The following is a 20099-nucleotide window of genomic DNA, read 5'->3' as shown; positions in this document are numbered from 1 at the left end:
CTAAGGCGAGAAGTCGGGCGAATCGGTCGATATTCCCCTTGACTGAGCAACGTCGCACTGAGTCGTAACTCGAGGGGATACCGGATGCGCGTTCTTCGACACCTGCTTGTCGTCCTGGGGTCGCTGCTGCTGCTGTGTGCCGGCGGACCGGCCATGGCCGAGCCCGTCACGGACTTCACCGCGGGACTGGCCCCCGTGGCCTCCCCGGAGCCGACGGCGGCGCCCTCACCCGGCACCCGGCCGGGAGGCGACGGGGACGGTGAGGGCAAGGGTCACCCTCCCTGTCCCGGTACGGACCGCATCGGGGGGACCAACACCGCACCGAATCCTCCGCTCGACCGCTACTACAAGGGCGACTGGCGGCTCGGACCCGCTCAGCTCCCCCGCTACGGCGCGATCGGGCGCATGCTCGAAGGCTATGAACGACTCGACCACTTCTCCACCGCCTCCTCGTTCCTCAACTGTTACTGGAATGAGCAGACGAACGGCTGGTGGTTCCCGTACCCCGACGGCTGGGTGCTGCTCAACGGGTCGCCCCTGCACACCACCGTCCGGCTGAAGGTCGGCCAGAAGGTCGACTTGTTCGGGAGCGGTTTCGGCCACTTCCTCGCCCCGGCGGGCACGCCCTACGCGGAGCGCGCGCTGCCGCCCAGCAACCTCAACACCCTCGACCCGGCGTATCCGCACGGCTATCACCTCTACGAGGTCACCGAACCCTTCCTGGTCGAGGGCGGCCCCATCCGGCCCTGGTTCGGCCAACCCGGTTTGGGACTGCAATATCTGACCGGGCCTTCGATCCCCCAACTCGTCGCGGCCGGTAATCTCCGCCCGCTCAACTGAGGGCGGATCCTGGACCGGTGGACAGAACGGAACTCGTCCGGACCCTCCGCGACGAGCAGGTGCCGGACGCGCTGTACGACATCCCGGGCGTGCAGGACATCCCGGTGCAGCCGGACGCGTACTACTACCTGCGGCCCGCTCCGGACGGCGGCTGGGAGACCGGCCTGCGGGAGCGGTCCCTGGACCGGGACACCAGCCGGTTCGCCACCGAGGACGAGGCGTGCCGGGATCTGCTGGAGAAGCTGAGGGCCCGCCCGCGCCCGCCCGAGGGCGGGGGCGAGTCGATCGATGAGCTCCTCGCGCAGGGCGAGGAGCTCAGGCGGTGGGCCCGCGAGGAGGTCGAACGGGCGCTGCGGGAGCGGCGGCCCGACGACGACGAACGGTGACGACCAAGACGAACGGTGACGACGGAGCGCGCACGGCCCAGGGGGCCGGCCGCCCCGCTGGAGGATGGGACGGCCGGCCCCCTGGTCGCTGTGAGCGAAGCCCTTAGAACGCGGCCTCGTCCAGGTCCATCAGCCCCTTGTCGACCGACTCGGCCAGCGAACGCTGCACCGAGACGCCCGGCAGCACCTCGTGGGCGAAGAACTTCGCGACGGCGATCTTGCCCTCGTAGAAGGACCGGTCCTTGGTGGAGGCCGTGCCCAGCTTCTCGGCGGCCACCGCCGCACCCTTGAGCAGCAGGTAACCGATGATCACGTCACCGGAGGCCAGCAGCAGCCGGGTCGAGTTGAGACCGACCTTGTAGATCGAGCTGACGTCCTGCTCGGTGGCGGCCAGGTCGGTGAGCATCGCGCCGACGATCGCCTCCAGGTCCACCGCGGCCTGGGCGAGCTGGTCGCGGGCGGCCTCCAGCTCCTCGCCCCCGGCGGCCTCGGCCAGGAACTTCTTGATCTCCTCCGAGACGACGGTCAGCGCCTGGCCCTGGTCCCGGACGATCTTGCGGAAGAAGTAGTCCTGGCCCTGGATGGCGGTGGTGCCCTCATAGAGGGTGTCGATCTTGGCGTCCCGGATGTACTGCTCCAGCGGGTACTCCTGGAGGTAGCCGGAGCCGCCGATGGTCTGCAGGGACTGCGCGAGCTGCTCGTACGCCTTCTCCGAGCCGTAGCCCTTGACGATGGGCAGCAGCAGGTCGTTGAGGCGGTTCACGGCGGAGGTGTCCTCGCCCGCGGCCTCCTTGATCAGGACCTCGTCCTGGACCGAGGCGGTGTAGAGCACCAGCGCGCGCAGGCCCTCCGCGTACGCCTTCTGCGTCATCAGCGAGCGGCGCACGTCCGGGTGGTGGGTGATGGTCACCCGCGGCGCGGTCTTGTCGGTGAAGGCCGCCAGGTCCGGACCCTGCACCCGCTCCTTGGCGTACTCCAGCGCGTTGAGGTAGCCGGTGGAGAGGGTGGCCATGGCCTTGGTGCCGACCATCATCCGGGCGAACTCGATGATCTTGAACATCTGGCGGATGCCGTCGTGCTTCTCGCCCAGCAGCCAGCCCTTGGCCGGGTGGTCGGCGCCGAAGGTCAGCTCGCAGGTGTTGGAGACCCGCAGACCCATCTTGTGCTCGACGTTGGTGGCGTACACGCCGTTGCGCGCCCCCAGCTCACCGGTCTCCCAGTCGAAGTCGTACTTGGGGACGATGAACAGCGACAGACCCTTGGTGCCGGGCCCCGCGCCCTCGGGGCGGGCCAGCACGAAGTGGATGATGTTGTCCGAGAGGTCGTGCTCACCGGAGGTGATGAACCGCTTCACGCCCTCGATGTGCCAGCTGCCGTCCTCCTGCTGGGTCGCCTTGGTGCGGCCCGCGCCGACGTCGGAACCGGCGTCCGGCTCGGTCAGCACCATGGTGGAGCCCCACTGCTTGTCCACCATCAGCCGAGCGATCTTGAGCTGCTCCTCGGTGCCCTCGTCGTGGAGCACCCCCGCGAAGGCCGGGCCCGAGGCGTACATCCAGATCGGGGCGTTGGAGCCGAGGATGGTCTCGGCCGAGCCCCACAGCAGCGAGCGGGGGCAGACGGTGCCGCCGAGCGACTCCGGGACGCCCAGCCGCCACCACTCGGCCTCCATGTAGGCCCGGTAGCTCTTCTTGAACGACTCGGGGAGCGGCGCTGTGTGGGTCTTGGGGTCATAGACGGGCGGGTTCCGGTCGGAGTCGGCGTAGCTTTCGGCCAGCTCGTGCTCGGAGAGCCGGGATATCTCGGCCAGCACGCTCTTGGCGGTGTCGACGTCCATCTCCGCGAACGGGCCGGTGCCGTACACCGTGTCGCGCCCGAGCACCTCGAAGAGGTTGAACTCGATGTCGCGGAGATTCGACTTGTAGTGCCCCATGGCGACGGCTCCGTAAGGGATCGGGAGGCCAGGACCTCTGCGTTGACGCGTATCGGATCAGCTGTCGCCATGATGCTACCCGTGGGTAATAAAGGGCAACCCTCAACCGGGTAACTGTGACTCAGTACGCTTCTGCGCATGTACGGCTACGACCAGAACGCGAGCGCAGGGCAGGGCTACGCCGCCCCGCCACCTCCGCCGCAACAGCAGCCGCATGCGTCACATCACGCGGCGGGTGCGGGGTACGGCCAGCAGCCGCTCTACCCGGAGCCCTCGCCGCCGTCGCTCGCCGACGCGGTGCGGGCCTTCACCACCGGATCGATGTCGGCCGAGGACTTCCAGCAGATCTTCGCCGGCTCGAAGGTCTACTGCCCGCGTGGTGACAATCCCGGCTTCCTGGCGCTGCACAACACCCAGCAGCCGGTGATCCCCATGTTCACCTCGCTCAAGGAGCTGCGGAGGTACGCGGGCAAGGAGTCCAAGTACTTCGTGATCACCGGCGCCGAGGTGATCGACCTGCTGCCCACCGGCTATGGCTTCGTCCTCGACATGGAGGGCGAGCACCGGATCGTCTTCGACGCGAAGGCGGTGGAGCAGATGGTCGACTTCGCCATGCGCCGCATGTACGGCTAGATCGGCATACGTCCGGATATCACCGGTCGCCTCGCGGGGCGCTCGGGTGGAAATAAAGACCCTCTTGCGGGTCGTTCACCGTTCAATTAAGTTGAATGGTGAACGACCGAGGAGGCCGTCATGCCCGCAGTGACCGTAGAGAACCCGCTGACCCTGCCGCGCGTCGCGGCACCCGCCGAGGCACGACAGCGCCCCGTGCTCGCCGTCACGACCGCTCCCAGCGGTTTCGAGGGTGAGGGCTTCCCGGTGCGCCGGGCCTTCGCGGGCATCGACTACAAGCACCTGGACCCGTTCATCATGATGGACCAGATGGGCGAGGTGGAGTACGCGCCGGGCGAGCCCAAGGGGACCCCGTGGCACCCGCACCGCGGCTTCGAGACCGTCACGTACATCATCGACGGGATCTTCGACCACCATGACTCCAACGGCGGTGGCGGCACGATCACCAACGGTGACACCCAGTGGATGACGGCCGGCTCGGGCCTCCTGCACATCGAGGCGCCGCCGGAGCACCTGGTCATGTCCGGCGGCCTCTTCCACGGCCTCCAGCTGTGGGTGAACCTGCCGAAGAAGGACAAGATGATGCCCCCGCGCTACCAGGACATACGCGGTGGCCAGGTCCAGCTGCTCACCTCCCCCGACGGCGGTGCGCTGCTCCGGGTCATCGCCGGTGAGCTGGACGGTCACGCCGGTCCCGGGATCACCCACACCCCGATCACGATGGTGCACGCCACGCTCGCTCCGGGCGCGGAGATCAACCTGCCCTGGCGTGAGGACTTCAACGGCCTCGCGTACGTGCTCGCGGGCCGCGGCGCGGTCGGCGCCGAGCGGCGTCCGGTCCACCTGGGCCAGACCGCCGTCTTCGGCGCGGGCTCTTCGCTGACGGTCCGCGCGGACGAGAAGCAGGACTCCCACACGCCGGACCTGGAGGTGGTCCTCCTCGGCGGGCGGCCGATCCGTGAGCCCATGGCGCACTACGGCCCCTTCGTGATGAACACCCGCGCGGAGCTGCAGCAGGCGTTCGAGGACTTCCAGAAGGGCCGGCTCGGCACGATCCCCGCGGTGCACGGGATGTCCGAGGGCGGGATGTAAGGCTCGCCGGGACGAAACGCGAACGAGCCCCGTCCGGACATGGACGGGGCTCGTCAGCGCTTACGGGCGGATCACCCGTCTTTCAGCGGTGTCTCAGAGTTGCCTGGCCCGACGCTTCCGGGTCACGAACGCGGCTGCCGCGCCCGCACCGGCCAGCAGGGCACTGAGGGAGGCGATCTTCAGCAGGCCGGACGCACCCGTGTTGGCCAGCGAACCACCGCCTCCACCGGTCCCCGAGCCTCCGCTGGTCCCCGAGCCTCCGCCAGTCCCGGAGCCTCCGCTGGTCCCCGAGCCTCCACCAGTCCCGGAGCCTCCGCCACTCTGGGGGCCCGGATTGTTGGGCGGCTCGGACGACGACGGAGTCGGCGTCGGCTCAGGGTTCGGCGGTGTCTTCTTGGGGATGTACACGCCGGCGTCGATCGTGTGATCGACCTCTCCCGGCTTGTCCGGCGCCGTGACAGGTGCCTGCCCGTTACACAGCCGCCCGGTCCTCGGCGGGGTCACATTCGAGTCATGTGCCCGGTTGTCACCGGCCCGCGGGAGCGTGAACCGCAGCCTGGTGGCCGCCGGCTCGGTCGGCACCTCGCTGGTGTCCGCGGTGCACACATCGAACTGCACCGTGTACTTCGCACCCGGCTTGAGCTCGTATGCGGCGCCGGCCCCACCGAAGTAGTACTCGCCCGCGGCGTCGGTCTTGGTCGTGGCGACCTGCTTGCCGTCGGCGTCCAACAGGTTGATCGTCGCGTCCGGCAGCGGCACTTCGTTGCGACCCTCGGGATCCTGGATCCCATTGTGGTCGCCGTCGAACCACACCCGGTTGCCGATCTGGATCGGCGCGTTCGCCGCCTCGTAGGCGATGTCGCCGAGCCCACCGGCCTTACCGAACCCGCCTTGTTCCCGGCTGACGAACTGGAACCCGTTGGCGGTCGGGTTGTTGCCCGGGCCCTCGCCGGTGGTGATGTTGTGGTACCCGGTCCCCGAGGTCGCGACGGCGGCGACCGGGTCGAACTCCGTGCTGACGACCCACTGCTGCTGCGGGATATAGGCCACCGACCCCAGCGCGGTCTCCTGGTGCGCGTTGGCGAAGGTGTCGCCCGGGAAGTATTCGACGACATCGGCGGGCTGGCCGCCACTGTTGGCGGGGGTGGCGTGGTTGGGGCAGCTCCCGGTGCCTTCCCACTGGTATTCGCCGGTGGGAGTGGCGCAGACCATGGTGATGTCACCACCGGACATGCCGTTTTCCGCCGTGTCGTTCCCCGGGCGGGGGTCCAGCCCTCCCCAACTGAGCACGTCCATGAACCGGTCGCGGAAACCCAGGATCATCGAGCCGTCGCGGGCGAAGGCGAGGGAGGTCAGCTCCGGCTGCGGATCGATGAAGACGTTGCCCGCCTTCCGGTCCTCCCACGTGTCCAGGCTGGTGTTCCACGGGTTCCAGTGGGTGGCCTTGTCGCCGGAACCGAAGACGCTGCCGCGCTTGTCCGTGAGCTGGTGGCTCAGCACCTCGGTGAACCGCTCACCGTCGTAGGTGTAGACGACGGCCTTCAGATCCTCGCGCTTCTGTGTGCTCTCCGCGCTGCACACGCCACCGACGTAGAGCTTGTTGTCGTGGACCTGAAGACCGAACGGCCGCCAGTCGCCGGGGCTCGCGCAACCCGGGTCCGGGATGCGCACCGTCGCCTTGGGCGCGGACGCGGTGGCCCCGGTCGCGTCGAAGCTGACCAGGCGCCGGGTCAGCAGGTTCACCGCGTACAGCGTCGAGCCGTCCTCGGACAGGGCCAGTCCGCCGATGCTCTCCTTGCCCGGCGCGTTGGTGAACCCGGCGTCCTTGATCAGGTTGTTGGTGTCGTGCGGCGTCACCGTGGCGCCCGGCACCTTCGCGAACAGGGTCGGCGCGCTCCCACCGTCGGTCGGCGTGGTGTAGATCGCGTCACCGCCGTCCGGCCCGTACGAGGTGTACCGCCGGGCGAACGCGCCCTGGAAGATCCGCTGCCGGTCCTTGTCGTAGGCCAGTGCGAACGTGGTGCCCACCTGGGCCTGTGTGTTGAGCACGGTCGGGCACGCCGTATCGCCAGGACACGTACCTCGTTTGTCCGTCCCGAACGCCACCAGTGCCCGGGTGTCTTGCCCGCCGGCACCATTCTGGACCGGTACGAAATACCGCGTGTCCGGCAGTGCGTAGTCGGCCGGGTTCCAGACCCCGGTAATCACCGAGTCGTCCTTGCCGTCCGACACGTTCACGAACGTCGTGAAGCTGTCGAAGTGGTTTTCCGCCGTCGAGGCCGGTGCCGCCTGAAGGTACTTGTTGTACGGCGCCGGGATGGTGACGTCGACGCGGTACTGGCCGCCGGTCAGTTCGGTCGACTTCGAGACCACCACCTTTCCGGTGGCATCCGTGGTGCCGGTGACCCGATGACCGGCGGGGTCGGTTACCCGAACCTTCATGCCCCGCTGCGGCACATCCATGGTCGTGTTGATCACGCCCGTGCCGAAGAAATCCCGCAGGACCTGCACCGTCAGGGTGCCGTCGCCGGTCGAAGCGGTGGCCGTCCCGGCCGTCGCGCCCATGGTGCCGCCCAACAGCACGAAAGCGCAGAGGCCCGCTCGTGCCAGTGGACCCGTACGCTTTCCGGCTGTCCGGCGTAAACTTCTACACACTCTTCGCACAGCCATCACTCTCCCCTCGTGATGTGAACCGACCACCCGTTTCCAGCCGTGCGTCCGCTTCTCGGTCCCGGGTGACACATCGGTCATGAAAAGGGCCCACCGCTGTTTCGGTGGGCCCGGTCGTTCTTGGTCGTCCTGGTGGATGGAGCGAATTCAGGGACTCGGGAGTGCCTTTCCCAGGCCAGTCGCACTCGTCCTCGCCTTCCCACGCGGAAACAGCACAAGAGTCTGAATAGTGATCCTGAACCGCCCCACCAGCAGCGATACTGTAGCGGGTGTACGCCAAGATCGGGGGGAGAGTAGGGAATGAATAAGCGGAACGTGTTAGCAATGCGCCGTGTACGGAGTCTGAAAATCAGACCCGTTCTCTCGCGGCGCGCGGCCGGCCGGAGCCGATGGCTGAGGCCACGCTGGGTGGTGGCCGTGATCGGCGGTGTGGCCGTCGCGGTGGCCACGTTCCTGGTCGCGAGCAGCGGCTCCGCCCCTACCGGTCCGAAGGCGTTGACCGCGGATCAGGCGAGCCGTCTGGCGGTCACCCGGTTCCTCAACTACCAGGCGGGCGGGCGCGCCGTGACGATCGACGTGCCGGGCACCGCCGGTGGGCTGACCATCACCGGATCCATCGACTACCGCCGCAAGGTCGGTTACGGCGCGCTGCACGGCACCGGGCGCGATACGTCCAGCGACGGGCTGATCCAGTGGACGGCCACCACCGTGTTCGTCCACCCGATGGCGAAGGCCCCGGCCAAGGCACCGGCGCGGCCCCCGGGTTCGGGGTGGTACAGCCGTCCGCTGCAAAGGTACGGCAGCTCGCTGGACAGTTCGCTGGCCATCGCGCTGAAGCTCGGCAGCGACCGGCCGGACAACGCCGAACTGCTGCCGCAGAACGGTGCCGCCTGGGTGGAAAAGGACCGGTTGGACGGCCATCAGGTGGACATCATGACCGGGCCGGGCGCCGCCCGTGCCTCGTCCGCTCCGGCGGGAGAGGGTGCCGTGCGCTACTGGATCGGCTCGGACGGCACCATGTACCGGGTCCGCGTCGGCGTGGCGTCCGCATCGGAGCCGGTGGTCATCGATTTCGACACCCAGAAGTACGTTCCGGTCCGGCCGGTCCCCGGAGTCACCCCGACGCGGTAGCCGCCGCTCAGGACGTCCCCACCCGCGCGCCCGCGGCGAGCAGTGACGCCGGCGGCAGCCGGAAGTCCGCCGTGTCCGGCAGCGCCGGGACGGCCGGAACGGCGGTGGCGCCCGCGGTCGTGGCGTTCGGGAACCGCGGCTGTCGCTTGGGCGCCGCCACATCGGTGAACGGGATACCGCCAGGTGCCGTCGGCTTCGCCCAGGTGCCGGACGGCGAGGGCGATCGGGCGGGACGCGGGCAGGACGCGGTGGTCGCGAGCCGGGCGGGCACCGTCGTGCGCAGCTCATTGCCGCGCAGGCAGTTGCCCCGTCCCTTCGTGGCGGTGGGGAACGTCCAGCCGACGTCAACGCTGTTGGCGGTGAAGGTGTTGTCCAGGATCCGGTTGCCGTCCGGCTTGATGTCGGCGGTCGCGGTGATCACCAGTCCGGCGTTGCTGTTGTCGGCGATTCGGTTGCGGATGAACTGGTTGCCGGTGCCGCCGTCGATGCCGATGCCGATGCCCCACCCGCCGTCGGCCTGTTCGGGGGTGGCCGCCTGCTGGTTGGCCGCGATCAGGTTGCCCGCGATGACGGCGTCCTTCTGCGGGAGCAGCTTCTCCTGGTGGTCGGAGTTGGTGGTGAGTCCGACCCGGTTGCCGACCAGGCGGTTGCCGACCACATACATGTCGCCGCTGGCATTGGTGCCTTCGTAACCGACCGCGTTGAGTTCGGCGATGTTGTCCCGCACCACGATGCGGCAGGGCTTGCACTGTCCGACATAGATCCCCGAGTCGGCCGAGCCCGACGTGTACGAGTGCTCGATGACCCCGTTCTGCGCGGAGAACGCGTAGATGCCGTACAACCCGTTGCGGGTCGCGGTCACATGGGAGACCAGGAACGATTTCAGGAAGGTGACGGGTTCGTCGCCGGTGTCGTAGCCGCCGGACTGCCCCGGCATTCCGGCGGCCGCCTTCGCCGAACCGGTGACCAGGACCCCGTTCTGGGTGTTGTTCTGCACGGTCAGGTTCTCCACGGCCACGCCGGGAGCGGTGACGACGACGCCGTTCGGCTGCCGTAACCGCCCGTCGATGACGACCTTGTCCCGGGACTCGCCGCGAAGCGTGACGCGAGCCTTGGAGATCTTCACCGACTCGTGGTACGTGCCCGGCGCGACCAGCACGAGATCGCCGGGCCGGGCCAGGGACACCGCGGCCGAGATCGTCGGGGCGTCGGCCGGCACCTTGATCGTCACATGCTCACCGGACGGTCGTCGGCCGTCGTCCGATCCGTCATCGCCCCCGCCACAGCCGACCAGTACGGGTGCCAGTGTGCCGAGCACCGCGGCCATGAAACGAAGACGGAGACGAGGCATGGCCTCATCCTGGCACGGACGCCGACGGGGTCGCAGGCGCTGATACGGATATGGCCCGGATATGGCACAGTTCACGCTGTGCGCCAAGCCGACTCCCGCCCGTCACGCCGCGCGTTTATCGGTGCCACCGGCACCGTGACCGCCGTCGGCCTCTCCGCCGGATGCCAAGCGCGTTCCGCCCCGCCGGACCGGTCCGATGGCCCCGCGCCGACCCCGCCGGTGTCACCAACGGGCCGGTACCAGGCGGGCATCACGCTTCCCCAACCGGCCCAGCGGAACCTGCTGGCCGTGGTGGCCGACCTCGTTGACGCCGTGCCCGTCCGTCCGTTGCTGGCCGAACTGGGCGAGGCCGTCCGCACCCTCACCGCGGGGACCGACGCACGGCTGATGGGCCTGGAGCCGGGCGATCTGACCGTGACGATCGGGGTGGGTCCCCGACTGGTGCGTAACGTCGATCCCGCCCTGCCCGGCGCGAAGGACCTCCCACGGTTCTCCCGCGAACGGATCGCCTCCCGGGCACGCGGTGGCGACCTGCTGATACAGATCTGCGCCGACGACGCCTTGGTGATACCGATCGTGGCTGCCGCGCTTCTGGAGCAGGCCGGTGACCGGATACGGGAACGCTGGCGGCAGTCCGGAGTCCGTGGTCCGAACGTGCCGGTGGATCGGGGCCGTGCCGCGCCACGAAACCTCTTCGGTTTCGTCGACGGCATCGTGGGCCCCCACACCAAGGCCGAACAAGAACGCGACCTGTGGTTGTCCGGGCCGGCTCCGGTCGCCGGCGGCACCCTTGCCGTGCTGCGACGCATGGAACTGGACCTGCCGCGGTTCGCCAAGCTGTCCGTCGCCGAACAGGAAGCGGTCTTCGGCCGGCGCCGGGACACTGGCGTGCCCCTCTCCGGTGGCACCATCGCCTCGGGCCCGGACCTCGGCGCCAAAACGCCGGACGGACGCTACCTCGTCCCGGCGGACGCCCACGCCCGCAGAGCGCACGCCACCGCGGTCGGCGTCGGGCTCATGCTCCGCCGCTCCTACAGCACCGACGGACCCGCCCCCGGCCTGCTCTTCATGAGCTTCCAGAACGACATACGGACCTTCACCAACACCCTCACCAGCATGGACAATTCCGATGCCCTGCTGCAGTTCACGACCACGACCGCCAGTGCGACCTTTCTGATACTCCCCGGTTTCGACGAAGAACACCCGCTTGGTTCCCGGCTCTTCCGCTGAACCGCCCCGCTCATTTCCCCTGTCCCGCCCCTTCCCGAAACCGGGGCTCAGGCCCCGGACCCCGGGGGTGCGGGGGTGAGGCCCCCGCGCGGCGGCCCGCTGGATCCGGCCCCGCCTCGTACAGCTCGTACCAGACGCACTTGCCGTCGCCCCGCGGGTCCACCCCCCACGCGTCGGCGAGCATCTCCATCAGCAGCAGCCCGCGCCCGGAGGAGGCCAGCTCGCCCGGGCGGCGGCGGTGCGGCAGCTCGTCGCTGCTGTCGGCGACGTCCAGCCGCAGCCGCCGGGTCCCGTGCCGCCCGCTGACCTCGGCCACCAGCAGGGCGTCCCCGTCGGTGTGCACCAGCACGTTGGTGACCATCTCGGAGAGCATCAGCACCGCCGACTCCACCTGGTCGCGGTCGGTCCAGTCGTGGAGCATGTCGCGCAGCTGCTGCCGGACCTCGGCTATGCGCTCGGGCTCGGCCTGGGCGACCGTGACGGCCGTGCGACGCACCGGGGCCGTGCCGGGGCCGACCAGGCACACCTCGGCGTCGCGCCGGATCAGCAGCAGGGCTATGTCGTCCTCGCGGCGGTCGGCGAGATGGCCGGTGGTGTGGTGGGAGGGTGGCCCGTGCACCGCCTGGATCAGGGACTCGGCGAGCGCGTCGAGGTCGTCGGCGTCCACGGCGGCGACCGCGTCCACGGCGGCCATGGCGCCCGCGGCCGCATCGGCGACGGTCACGGCGCCCGGGACGGCCGCGTCGCCGGGGGCGGCGGCCCGTTCGAAGACGGCCCGGATCCGGTTCCAGCCCGTCTCCATGTCGTGCCCGCCGGTCTCGATCAGCCCGTCGGTGCACATCAGCAGCGTCTCGCCGGGCTCCAGCACCACCCGGGTGGTCGGATAGTCGGTGTCCGGGTCGATGCCCAGCGGCAGCCCGCCCGCCGTGGGCCGGAGCATCATCGTGCCGTCGGCGAGCCGGACCGCAGGGTCGGGGTGGCCCGCGCGGGCGATGTCGAGGGTGCCCGCCACCGGGTCCACCTCCATGTAGAGGCAGGTCGCGAACCTCGGGTCGTGGTGGCCGTCCGGGCCCTCGGGCTCGGCAAGACCGGCGAGGAAGCGGGAGGCGCGGGAGAGCACCGCGTCGGGGTGGTGGCCCTCGGAGGCGTACGCCCGGACCGCGATCCTCAGCTGCCCCATGATCCCCGCGGCGCGCACATCGTGGCCCTGCACATCGCCGATCACCAGCGCGGTACGCCCCGAGGGCAGCCCGATCACGTCGTACCAGTCGCCGCCGACCTGGAGTCCGCCGCCGGTCGGCACATAGCGCGCGGCCACCGTCAGCCCCGGGATGTCGGGCTTGCTTGCGGGCAGCATCGAGCGCTGGAGCCCGTCCGCCAGCTCCCGCTCGGTCTCCTGGAGCGCGGTGCGGGACAGCGCCTGGGCCAGCATCCGGGCGATCGTGGTCAGCACCGAGCGCTCATCGGGCGAGAACGACACCGGATGGGCGAATCCGGCCATCCACGCGCCGATGGTGCGGCCCGCGACGATCAGCGGCAGAAACGCCCAGGACCGGCGCCTGCGGGGGCGGCCCGGCGACCACGCGGCCGGAAACCGGCCGCGGTACTCCTCCGGGGTGGGCAGATAGACCGCCCGGCCGGTGCGCACCACCTCGGCCGCCGGATGGTCGGCGCTCAGCGCGAGGTCGTGAAGGGGGCGGTCGTGGCCCGCCCGGGGCCCGTGGTGGCCGATCACCGAGATCCGCTCGCCCTCGACGCCGAAGACCGCGAGCCCGTCCGGGGAGAAGCCCGGCATGGACAGCCCCGCCGCCACCCGCAGCACCTCGGCGGTGGACATCGCCTCCGCCAGCGCACGCCCCGCGTCCAGCAGGAACGCCTCGCGGTTGCGGCGCCAGTCGCCGGTGATCGGCGGACCGCCGGCCGAGGTGCCCGGCAGCGGGTCGGGGACCTCCTGGAGGGTGCCGAGCAGGAGGTAGCCGTCCTCGCCGCCGCCCCGCGCTATCGGCCGGGAGCGGGTGCGCACGGTCCGCAGTACGGTGCCCTTCTCGTCCACGATGCGCAGCCGCGCCTCGGCCAGGGTGCTCTCGGCCACCGCGAGCTGGACTATCGCCTTGACCTCCAGCCAGTCCACCGGGTGGAAGCAGGCGCGGGCGGCGGCCTCGGGGAGGGTGACGGCCTCGGCGGGGAGGCCCACCAGCCGGGCGGCCTCCGCGTCGTAGCTGACGGCGCCCGAGACACTGTCCCAGCGCCACAGACCGGTCGCTATGGCGGCCAGCAGGTCCTCGGTGCGCATTGCACTACCTTATGGGGGTTTGCCAACCGCTTACCAGTGAGGGTCGCGGCGCCGGTAGGCTTGGCCGGAAGCTTCCCGAGGGTACGTACGCCTCCCGATCGACACGACTTGGATGAATGATGCATCGGTACCGGTCCCACACCTGTGGTCAGCTCCGCGCCGCTGACGTCGGCACCGACGTCCGGCTCTCCGGATGGCTCCACAATCGACGGAACCTGGGCGGCATCCTCTTCATCGATCTCCGCGACCACTACGGTCTGGTCCAGCTGGTGGTGCGCCCCGACACCCCCGCCAACGAGGCCCTGAGCTCCATCAGCAAGGAGACCGTCGTCCGCGTGGACGGCCGGGTCATCGAGCGCGGCGCGGACAACGTCAACCCCGAGCTGCCGACGGGCGAGATCGAGGTCGAGGTCACCGACGTGGAGGTGCTCGGCGCCGCCGACCCGCTGCCCTTCACCGTCTTCCCCGAGGACGGGGTCGGCGAGGAGCGGCGGCTGGAGTACCGCTTCCTGGACCTGCGCCGCGAGCGCATGCACCGCAACATCATGCTGCGCTCCGCCGTCATCTCCGCCATCCGGCAGAAGATGACCGCGCAGGGGTTCAACGAGCTGGCGACCCCGATCCTGTCCGCCACCTCGCCGGAGGGTGCCCGGGACTTCCTGGTCCCCTCCCGGCTGCACGCGGGCAAGTTCTACGCGCTGCCGCAGGCCCCGCAGCAGTTCAAGCAGCTACTGATGATCGCGGGCTTCGACCGCTACTTCCAGATCGCTCCTTGCTTCCGCGACGAGGACGCCCGCGCCGACCGCTCGCCGGGCGAGTTCTACCAGCTCGACGTCGAGATGAGCTTCGTCGAGCAGGAGGACGTCTTCGGCGTCATCGAGAAGGTCATGACCGAGCTCTTCGAGGAGTTCGGCGGCGGCCGCCATGTGACCTCGCCGTTCCCGCGGATCCCGTTCCGCGAGGCCATGCTGAAGTACGGCTCGGACAAGCCGGATCTGCGGGCCCGGCTGGAGCTGCGGGACGTCAGCCACATCTTCGAGGGCTCCGGCTTCAAGGCGTTCGCGGACAAGCACGTGCGCGCGCTGGCCGTGCCGGACACCGCCGAGCAGCCCCGGAAGTTCTTCGACCAGCTCGGTGAGTTCGCCTCTCTGCAGGGCGCCAAGGGGCTGGCCTGGGTGCGGATCGGCGAGGACTCCAAGCTGACCGGCCCGATCGCGAAGTTCCTCAACCACGAGGACGTCGAGAAGCTGATCGCCGAGGTCGAGGGCAAGCCCGGCACGTCGATCTTCTTCGGCGCGGGCGACTTCGACGAGGTCTCCAAGATCATGGGCGCGGTGCGGGTCGAGGCCGCCAAGCGGGCCGGCCACTTCGAGGAGAACGTCTTCCGGTTCTGCTGGATCGTGGACTTCCCGATGTTCGAGCGGAACGAGGACACCGGGCAGATCGAGTTCTCCCACAACCCCTTCTCCATGCCGCAGGGCGGTCTGGAGGCGCTGGAGACCAAGGACCCGCTGGACATCCTGGCGTGGCAGTACGACATCGTCTGCAACGGCGTGGAGCTGTCCTCCGGTGCCATCCGGAACCACGAGCCGGACGTCATGTACAAGGCGTTCGAGATCGCGGGCTACGCCCGGGAAGAGGTCGAGCGCGAGTTCGGCGGCATGCTGCGCGCGTTCCACTTCGGCGCCCCGCCGCACGGCGGAATCGCGCCCGGCGTGGACCGCATCGTGATGCTGCTGGCCGATGAGCCCAACATCCGCGAGACCATCGCCTTCCCGCTCAACGGCAACGCCCAGGACCTGCTGATGGGCGCGCCCAGCGAGGTGGACGAGGCCCGGCTGCGCGAGCTGCACCTGTCGCTGCGCAAGCCGCCGCAGGTCAAGCAGGCCGAGAAGGCCGAGAAGACGGGCGAGTAGGCGGGGCCGGACGAGACCCACAGGGCGGGGGCGTGCCGAACGGCGCGCCCCCGCCCTGCGTGATTCAAAGCCTCCGGTCCACGCCGCACGGTGTGGACCGGTCGGCGCGAGCGGCCCGGTGCACGGCGCGCAGCAGCCGCTTCGGCGTGGTCCGGTGCTGCCATAAGACGGCTTGGACGCCGTACTCCATCACCGCCATCAGCTCCGTCTCCCGCAGCTCGCCCGCGATCAGCACCACCCGCTGCCGGCCGCCCCGCACCAGGCGGCGCAGCTCCGCCCCGGCGCGGTCGTCGAGGCGCTCGGCGAGCATGACGGCGACGGCGCCGCGGGGTTCGTCGCCGAGCGGGCACGGCCGGTCGACCAGCTCGACGCTGGGCTGATGCTGCAGATGACGCACGACCCCGGCCCGGCTGAGCGGGTCGGGGCCGTGGACCGTCACCGTGACACGCGCGTCCGGCACTGTGTTCCTCGATTTCCCGGTGGATATGGACTCCACAGGGTCATCGAGGGGGCTAAACGAACGGTTGCCGCGCGATCAACACGTGCGTGAGGGCCCGTGTGAGGGGCCCGTGCGGCGCCGTTCGCGGCTGCGCCTACGGGGCGCCTGGGCGTCCGGCGGGATCTTTCCCCCGCCCGCCCCTTCCCGAACCAAGGGCTTCGCCCCTGGACCCCGGAGCGCCCGCCACGCGGCGGAGCCGCATATCGGGCTCAGCCACCGCCGGGGTCTGGGGCGGAGCCCCAGTTACGGGAAGGGGCGGGGAGGGGAAGAGCCCGCGGCAGGCGGTGCGATCCGTCCGTCGCCCTGGCTATGCGGCGGAGCCGCTATGCGGCGCCGTTCCCGTTCTGCTCCTCGCCGCCGAAGCGCTGCCGGAAGGACTCCAGGTCCTCCTCGGTGATCTTCGCGAAGAGCACCGGGGGAACGGTGAAGGCCGTGCCCGCCGGGACCGACGCCAGCGCCTTCGCCTCCTCCTGGCCGACCCAGGCCGCGGTGTCCTCGCCCAGCGCGAACGCCGACCGCATGGCCCGCGCCGAGGCCGGGATGAACGGCTCGGAGACGATCGCGTAGAGGTGGATGAGGTTCATCGCCGTACGGAGGGTGAGGGCCGCGGCCTCCTGGTCGGTCTTGATCTCCAGCCAGGGGGCCTTCTCCTCCAGGTAGGAGTTGCCCGCGCTCCACAGGGCGCGCAGCGCCGCCGCGGCCTTGCGGAACTGGAGCGCGTCCATGTGCTCCTCGTACTCCGTCAGCAGCCGCGCGATCTCCGAGCCCAGGCGCTCCTCCGCCGCCCCGGCGGCCTTCCCGGCCGGGACCTCGTCGCCGAACCGCTTGCGGGAGAAGGACAGCACCCGGTTGACGAAGTTGCCGAGGGTGTCGGCCAGGTCCTTGTTGACGGTGGCGGTGAAGTGCTCCCAGGTGAAGGAGGTGTCGTCGGACTCCGGGGCGTTCGCCATCAGGAAGTAGCGCCAGTAGTCGGCGGGCAGCACCTCGAGCGCGGCGTCCGTGAACACCCCGCGCTTGGCGGAGGTGGAGAACTTCCCGCCGTAGTACGTCAGCCAGTTGAACGCCTTGACGTAGTCGACCTTCTTCCAGACGTCCCGGGTGCCGAGGAGGGTGGCCGGGAACATCACCGTGTGGAACGGGACGTTGTCCTTGGCCATGAACTCCGTGTAGCGGACCGTCTGGTCCACGTCGTACCACCACGACTTCCAGTCGCGGTGCTCCGGGTCCAGGTCCGCCCACTCCTTCGTGGCGCCGATGTACTCGATCGGGGCGTCGAACCAGACGTAGAAGACCTTGCCCTCGGCCGCCAGGTCCGGCCAGGTGTCGGCCGGCACCGGTACGCCCCAGTCCAGGTCACGGGTGATCGCCCGGTCCTGGAGCCCCTCGTTCAGCCACTTGCGGGCGATCGAGGAGGCGAGCGTCGGCCAGTCCTTGCCGTGCTCGTCGACCCAGGCGGCGACCTCGTCCGCCAGCTTGGACTGGAGGAGGAAGAGGTGCTTGGTCTCCCGGACCTCCAGGTCGCTGCTGCCGCTGATCGCGGAGCGGGCGTCGATCAGATCGGTCGGGTCGAGCACGCGGGTGCAGTTCTCGCACTGGTCGCCGCGGGCCCGGTCGTAGCCGCAGTGCGGGCAGGTGCCCTCGATGTAGCGGTCGGGGAGGAAGCGGCCGTCGGCGTTGGAGTACACCTGGCGGATCGAGCGCTCCTCGATGAAGCCGTTTGCCTTGAGCTCCCGTGCGATCGTCTGGGTGATCTGCACGTTCTGCGCGGAGGAGCTGCGGCCGAAGTAGTCGAAGGCCAGCCCGAAGCCGTCGTAGATCGCCTTCTGCGCCTCGTGCTGCTGGGCGCAGAACTCGTCGACCGGCAGCCCGGCCTCCTTGGCGGCCAGCTCGGCGGGGGTGCCGTGCTCATCGGTGGCGCAGATGTAGAGGACGTCATGGCCGCGCTGGCGCATATAGCGGGAGTAGACGTCGGCCGGGAGCATGGACCCCACCATGTTGCCCAGGTGCTTGATCCCGTTGATGTAGGGAAGGGCGCTGGTGATGAGGTGTCGAGCCATTGCAGGCTGCTCCCGAGTCGGTACGGTAAGTGACAATTCGTTCTGCTGAGCCGCCCATATCGTATCCGAGTGACGGGGGCCACCCGCGCGGCGTTTTTTCCGCGGCGGATGGCCCCCGGGGTGGCGCCGGGGCGGCGCCCAGTGGTGTGCCCGGTCAGGTGGGGTCCCTCGTCACCCCTGCTCGCGGGCGGCCAGCCAGCCCGGGAACTTCTTGAGCAGCTCCCGGTACAGCTCGGCGTCGGCGACCGTACGGGGGTCGAGCCCGGCGTGGAAGAAGCCGGTGTTGTCGACCGCCCGCTTCTCCGGGACGGCGAGGGCGGGCGAGGTGTCCAGCTTCCGCAGGAAGTCGAACCCCTTCGCCTCCGGGTCCCCGAACGCCAGGAACTGCCAGAACAGCGGCAGCCCCGCCGCCTCGCACAGCGCCTTCTCGGCGGCGGTCTTGGTGGTGGGCGCGCCGTCCGTCTGGAAGATCACGAACGCGGGGTCGGTGGTGCCGGACGCCTTGTAGTGCTCGATGACGGCGTTGACGGCGGTGTGGTAGTTCGTCCGCCCCATGTGCCCGAGCGAGCCGTGCAGCTCCTCGATCCGGCCGGTGTGGTGGTCCAGCTCGAGGTCGGCGGTGCCGTCGATGTCGGTGGAGAAGAACACGACGGGCACGGTGCCGCTGGTGTCGAGCTGCGCGGACAGGGCGAGCGCCTGCTCGGCGAGGTGCGACACGGTGCCGTCCTTGAAGTACCCCCGCATCGACCCGGACCGGTCCAGCACGAGGTAGACGACGGCCCGCTGCCCACCCAGCCCATGCTCCTGGATGGCCTCCCCGGCCGCGTTGTACGCCCCGACGAGCCCGGGTGCCCGCGACGTGAGGTCGGCGAGGGGGATGGCGGCCGCGGTGGTGGGTGCTTCGCCCTTCGCCGCGGCGGGGGCGTTGGCCGCGGCCGCCACGGGCTCGGCCTCGGGCGCGGGCTTGGCCTCGGGCTCGCTCGCGGCTGCGGGCTCGGCCTCCGCCGTGGCCTCCGGTTCGGCTTCCGTCTTGGCCTCGGCCTCCGCCGCCGCGGCCTTGGCGGGCTTGTCGTCGTTCTTGGCGGCGGGCGTGGCCTCGTCGCCAGCCTCTGCCGCTGCCTCATCCGCGGGCGCGGCGGTCTCTGCTGCCGCCTCGGTCGTCGCGGTGGCTTCCGTCTCCGCCTTGGCGGGCTCCGGCTCCGCCTTGGCCGTGGCCGATGCCTCGGCGGGCTCGTCGCCAGCCTCTGCCTGCGCCTCCGCCTCGGCCTTGGGCTCGGCGTCGGCGCTCGTCTCCGCCGCCGGAGCCGCCGGGGCATCGGCGTCCGCGTCGGCCTCGGGCGCGGTGGCGGACTCCGCCTTCGCCTCCGGCTCGTCCGCCTCCGTCTCGTCCTCGGCGTGGGCCGCCGGTTCGGGGGTCGGCTCGGGTTCGACGTCGGCGGTGGGGGCCGTGGCGTCGTCATCGGCGTCGGGCTCGGCCGTGGTCTCTGCCTCGGCGGCGGGCTGGGGCTCCTCCGCCTTCGTCTCCGGCTTCGGCTCGGTGGCGGGCGCTTCCTTCTCGTCGGTCGCTGCCGCTGCCGCTGCCTCAGCCGGAGTCTCTTCGCCGACCGTTGACGTGTCCTCGTGCGCGGGGGACTTCAGGATCTCGTCGAGGGACTTCAGCGGGGCGGACAGGGCCGGGTCGTGCGCGGATTCGTCGTCCCGGGAGTCCGGGGAGTCCGAGTCCAGGGAGTCCGAAGCCCGCGCCGGGGCCGCCGTGTCCGTGTCCGCGGTCGGCTCGGGCGCCGGCTCAGCCTTCGGCGCAGGCGCAGGCGCAGGCGCAGGCTCAGGCTCAGGCTCCGGCGCGGGCTCGGGCTTGGTGTCCGACTCGGCCTTCTGGTCCACCGTCGGCTCCGCCGACTTGGGCTCCGCCGACTTCGGCTGGGGGTCCGGGACAACCGCCGCCTCCGGCGCAGCAGAAGAATCGTCCACCCCCGTGGTTCGGGAGCGGCCGAAAACTTTGCGCAGTAGGTCCCGTATGCCCATGGGAGATACCTCTCACGTGTCGAGTGCGGTGCATGGCGGTGCATGTCCG

At 70.2% G+C, this 20099-nt stretch carries 14 protein-coding genes; 7 read left to right on the top strand and 7 right to left on the bottom strand.

Features of this window, described 5'->3' with window-relative positions; translation table 11 throughout:
- Positions 1-84: 84 nt before the first annotated feature.
- Together ACZ6TD_RS24145 and ACZ6TD_RS24140 are read left to right on the top strand one after the other, a co-directional pair.
- Positions 85-840, top strand: coding sequence for a TNT domain-containing protein (locus tag ACZ6TD_RS24145; RefSeq protein ID WP_471357459.1), 756 nt, complete (start codon positions 85-87; stop codon positions 838-840).
- A 17-nt stretch (positions 841-857) separates the two neighbouring features.
- Positions 858-1226: a hypothetical protein gene (locus tag ACZ6TD_RS24140; RefSeq protein ID WP_471357456.1), complete on the top strand. Its 369-nt coding sequence runs from the start codon at positions 858-860 to the stop codon at positions 1224-1226.
- A gap of 103 nt (positions 1227-1329) precedes the next feature.
- On the opposite strand, the gene ACZ6TD_RS24135 is transcribed toward ACZ6TD_RS24140, so the two are convergent.
- The gene (locus tag ACZ6TD_RS24135; protein ID WP_471357453.1) at positions 1330-3156 is read right to left on the bottom strand and encodes an acyl-CoA dehydrogenase; all 1827 of its coding nucleotides are present in this window, start codon (positions 3154-3156) and stop codon (positions 1330-1332) included.
- A 138-nt stretch (positions 3157-3294) separates the two neighbouring features.
- Here ACZ6TD_RS24135 and ACZ6TD_RS24130 point away from each other — a divergent pair, with 138 nt between their 5' ends.
- Positions 3295-3789, top strand: a complete 495-nt coding sequence (locus ACZ6TD_RS24130; protein WP_020869891.1) for an SseB family protein — start codon at positions 3295-3297, stop codon at positions 3787-3789.
- Between the two features lie 120 nt (positions 3790-3909).
- A complete protein-coding gene (locus tag ACZ6TD_RS24125) occupies positions 3910-4881 on the top strand; it encodes a pirin family protein (RefSeq protein ID WP_471357450.1) in 972 nt (323 codons plus the stop codon).
- 93 nt (positions 4882-4974) lie between these two features.
- Here the strand turns inward: ACZ6TD_RS24125 and ACZ6TD_RS24120 are convergent, their stop codons facing one another.
- A complete protein-coding gene (locus tag ACZ6TD_RS24120; protein WP_471358003.1) occupies positions 4975-7446 on the bottom strand; it encodes an SdrD B-like domain-containing protein in 2472 nt (823 codons plus the stop codon).
- A gap of 546 nt (positions 7447-7992) precedes the next feature.
- Here ACZ6TD_RS24120 and ACZ6TD_RS24115 point away from each other — a divergent pair.
- Complete coding sequence (locus ACZ6TD_RS24115; protein ID WP_471358000.1) at positions 7993-8682, top strand: hypothetical protein; 690 nt, start codon at positions 7993-7995, stop codon at positions 8680-8682.
- Positions 8683-8689: 7 nt separating this feature from the next.
- Here ACZ6TD_RS24115 and ACZ6TD_RS24110 read toward each other — a convergent pair whose 3' ends face one another.
- On the bottom strand, positions 8690-10033 hold the full coding sequence (locus ACZ6TD_RS24110) for a right-handed parallel beta-helix repeat-containing protein (protein ID WP_471357448.1): 1344 nt from the start codon (positions 10031-10033) through the stop codon (positions 8690-8692).
- Between the two features lie 78 nt (positions 10034-10111).
- On the opposite strand from ACZ6TD_RS24110, the gene ACZ6TD_RS24105 reads away from it, so the two are divergent.
- Positions 10112-11263: a Dyp-type peroxidase gene (locus ACZ6TD_RS24105; protein ID WP_471357445.1), complete on the top strand. Its 1152-nt coding sequence runs from the start codon at positions 10112-10114 to the stop codon at positions 11261-11263.
- 10 nt (positions 11264-11273) lie between these two features.
- Here the strand turns inward: ACZ6TD_RS24105 and ACZ6TD_RS24100 are convergent, their stop codons facing one another.
- Positions 11274-13556, bottom strand: a complete 2283-nt coding sequence (locus tag ACZ6TD_RS24100) for an ATP-binding SpoIIE family protein phosphatase (protein WP_471357442.1) — start codon at positions 13554-13556, stop codon at positions 11274-11276.
- Between the two features lie 119 nt (positions 13557-13675).
- Here ACZ6TD_RS24100 and aspS point away from each other — a divergent pair, with 119 nt between their 5' ends.
- Complete coding sequence (gene aspS / locus ACZ6TD_RS24095; protein WP_471357997.1) at positions 13676-15472, top strand: aspartate--tRNA ligase; 1797 nt, start codon at positions 13676-13678, stop codon at positions 15470-15472.
- A 64-nt stretch (positions 15473-15536) separates the two neighbouring features.
- On the opposite strand, the gene ACZ6TD_RS24090 is transcribed toward aspS, so the two are convergent.
- The 3 genes from ACZ6TD_RS24090 to ACZ6TD_RS24080 all read right to left on the bottom strand — a co-directional run bounded on the left by ACZ6TD_RS24090 (position 15537) and on the right by ACZ6TD_RS24080 (position 20050).
- Entirely contained in the window at positions 15537-15932 is a 396-nt protein-coding gene (locus tag ACZ6TD_RS24090; protein WP_385206354.1) for a DNA-binding response regulator, read from the bottom strand.
- A 362-nt stretch (positions 15933-16294) separates the two neighbouring features.
- Positions 16295-18028 (bottom strand): methionine--tRNA ligase, encoded by a 1734-nt coding sequence (gene metG, locus ACZ6TD_RS24085; protein WP_471357440.1) that lies wholly within the window; start codon positions 18026-18028, stop codon positions 16295-16297.
- Positions 18029-18199: 171 nt separating this feature from the next.
- Entirely contained in the window at positions 18200-20050 is a 1851-nt protein-coding gene (locus tag ACZ6TD_RS24080; protein WP_471357437.1) for a VWA domain-containing protein, read from the bottom strand.
- Positions 20051-20099: the final 49 nt, after the last annotated feature.

This window comes from Streptomyces yongxingensis (assembly GCF_055597465.1).
This window is presented reverse-complemented; position numbering and strand designations above follow the sequence as displayed.

Bases quoted from the DNA above. Each gene is read 5' to 3' on its own strand.
- ACZ6TD_RS24145 (WP_471357459.1), top strand. From the start codon at position 85: ATGCGCGTTCTTCGACACCTGCTTGTCGTCCTGGGGTCGCTGCTGCTG.
- ACZ6TD_RS24135 (WP_471357453.1), bottom strand. From the start codon at position 3,156: ATGGGGCACTACAAGTCGAATCTCCGCGACATCGAGTTCAACCTCTTC.
- ACZ6TD_RS24130 (WP_020869891.1), top strand. From the start codon at position 3,295: ATGTACGGCTACGACCAGAACGCGAGCGCAGGGCAGGGCTACGCCGCC.
- ACZ6TD_RS24125 (WP_471357450.1), top strand. From the start codon at position 3,910: ATGCCCGCAGTGACCGTAGAGAACCCGCTGACCCTGCCGCGCGTCGCG.
- ACZ6TD_RS24120 (WP_471358003.1), bottom strand. From the start codon at position 7,446: ATGGGCGCGACGGCCGGGACGGCCACCGCTTCGACCGGCGACGGCACC.
- ACZ6TD_RS24110 (WP_471357448.1), bottom strand. From the start codon at position 10,033: ATGCCTCGTCTCCGTCTTCGTTTCATGGCCGCGGTGCTCGGCACACTG.
- ACZ6TD_RS24100 (WP_471357442.1), bottom strand. From the start codon at position 13,556: ATGCGCACCGAGGACCTGCTGGCCGCCATAGCGACCGGTCTGTGGCGC.
- aspS (WP_471357997.1), top strand. From the start codon at position 13,676: ATGCATCGGTACCGGTCCCACACCTGTGGTCAGCTCCGCGCCGCTGAC.
- metG (WP_471357440.1), bottom strand. From the start codon at position 18,028: ATGGCTCGACACCTCATCACCAGCGCCCTTCCCTACATCAACGGGATC.
- ACZ6TD_RS24080 (WP_471357437.1), bottom strand. From the start codon at position 20,050: ATGGGCATACGGGACCTACTGCGCAAAGTTTTCGGCCGCTCCCGAACC.